This is a genomic window from Alcanivorax sp. HI0044 (assembly GCF_001634945.1).
On the sequence record NZ_LWEZ01001259.1, the window covers coordinates 1 to 1,611 of the forward strand.

Consider the following 1,611-nt stretch of genomic DNA (forward strand, 5'->3'; position numbering starts at 1 on the left):
CCGCTCGTCCTCGTCAGCCTGGCTGAACGAGGCACCATTGAGTTTCACGTCACCAGCCGTGGGCACATCAAGACNCGCCAACAAGGAGAGCAGGGTGGACTTGCCTGACCCGGAAGGGCCTGTGATCGCCAGGCTGTCACCGGCATTCACCTCAAGCGTGATATCCTGCAGCAAATCAAGCCCGCCTTCTGGGCCCTGAACGCGCTTACTGACATTGTGGGCAAGCAAAACGGGAGACGCTGTATTCATCATGGCAAGATATCTTCTACTGATTCAGTTGTTGTGCGTGACAGCATCGGTTCACGCCAGCGGTGTCTTGATACTGGGCGATAGTATCAGTGCTGCCTACGGTATTGAAAAGTCGGCGGGCTGGGTTGCTCTTATGGACCAGCAACTGCAGGAAAGGTGCCCGGATTATCCCGTCATCAATGCATCGGTTAGCGGTGAAACCACCGCCGGCGGCAAAACGCGATTGCCGGCACTGTTGTCACGTCACCAGCCGGATCTGGTGGTGATTGAGCTGGGGGGTAACGATGGTTTGCGTGGTTTGTCGCCCATGGCCATGGCGAGGAACCTGGAGCAAATGGTCGTGCTTTCGCGGGAAGCGGGAGCCACCGCGGTGCTGTTGGGCATGCGCATTCCCCCCAATTACGGCCAGCAGTACACTGCCTTGTTTGAACAGCAATTCAAGGACGTTGCGCAATCCACCAGCACGCCCTGGGTGCCCTTTTTTCTGGATGGCGTGATTGAGCAGGGTTGGGTGCAGGATGATGGCATTCACCCCACCGTTGATGCTCAGCCGCTGTTGCTGGAAAGCGCCTTGTCAGTGATTGAGCCGCAACTGCCTGTGCAGTGCCAAGGCAAGAGTGATCAGTAAATACAACCGAGCGAGCCCCGATGTTTGATTTAGGCCCATCATGGCAGGAAATACTGGATTACTGGTTTAAGGATGGCCTGGAGCATGGCTGGCCATCGGGCAACATGAGCAAGCGATGGTTTGCCGCTACGGCTAGAGACGATGCGGAAATTGCACACCGCTTTGGTGCGTTGGTGGATGCGGCCCTGCAGCAGGAACTGGTGGACTGGGAAAGAACCCCCCTGGGGCGACTGGCGCTGATTCTGTTGCTGGACCAGTTCACCCGCAATATCTACCGCGGCCAGGCCCAGGCTTTCAGTGGTGATCATCGGGCCGCCACGCTGGCCATTGAGGGGCTGTCACGGCAGATGCACAGCAAGCTGCCGCTGTGCGGGCAGGTTTTCTTTGTGATGCCGCTAATGCATGCCGAAGACGAAGATCTGCAGCAGCAATGCCTTTGCGCACTGGAGGCTATCAGGGCTAATGCGCCCCAGGCACTGGCCAGCCATGTGGACAGTTCGCTGAAATCCGCGCGGGAGCATCTGCAAATCGTTCAGCAATTTGGTCGCTTTCCGCACCGCAACCGCGCGCTGGGGCGGGACAGCACGGCTGAGGAGCTCAGCTTTCTGGAAAACAGCTCCGGTTTCGGGCAGTAAAACCGGTGCTCCGGTAGAGAAAGGCGCTACGCGGGTTTACGGCGGATGTAGAGCGTCTTGTTGACCACCGCCACGCGGTTTCCATCGCCATCCACGATT

General features: G+C 58.1%; 3 protein-coding genes. 2 read left to right on the forward strand and 1 reads right to left on the reverse strand.

The features are described 5' to 3' along the window. The coding region (locus A3730_RS18005; RefSeq protein ID WP_369819092.1) for an ATP-binding cassette domain-containing protein at positions 1-252 on the reverse strand (252 nt) is incomplete at its 3' end. Between A3730_RS18005 and A3730_RS18010 the strand changes: the two genes are divergently transcribed. Both A3730_RS18010 and A3730_RS18015 read left to right on the forward strand, forming a co-directional pair. Then, entirely contained in the window at positions 251-877 is a 627-nt protein-coding gene (locus tag A3730_RS18010) for an arylesterase (RefSeq protein WP_063519096.1), read from the forward strand. The genes A3730_RS18005 and A3730_RS18010 overlap by 2 nt on opposite strands. A gap of 20 nt (positions 878-897) precedes the next feature. Next, positions 898-1,512 carry a DUF924 family protein gene (locus tag A3730_RS18015; RefSeq protein ID WP_063519097.1) on the forward strand — a complete coding sequence of 205 codons (615 nt, stop codon included), beginning with the start codon at positions 898-900 and terminating at the stop codon, positions 1,510-1,512. The last annotated feature ends 99 nt before the right edge of the window (positions 1,513-1,611 follow it).

What these genes read in the sequence shown, in the direction of transcription:
- A3730_RS18010 (WP_063519096.1), top strand. Translation starts at nt 251, where the DNA reads ATGGCAAGATATCTTCTACTGATTCAGTTGTTGTGCGTGACAGCATCG.
- A3730_RS18015 (WP_063519097.1), top strand. Translation starts at nt 898, where the DNA reads ATGTTTGATTTAGGCCCATCATGGCAGGAAATACTGGATTACTGGTTT.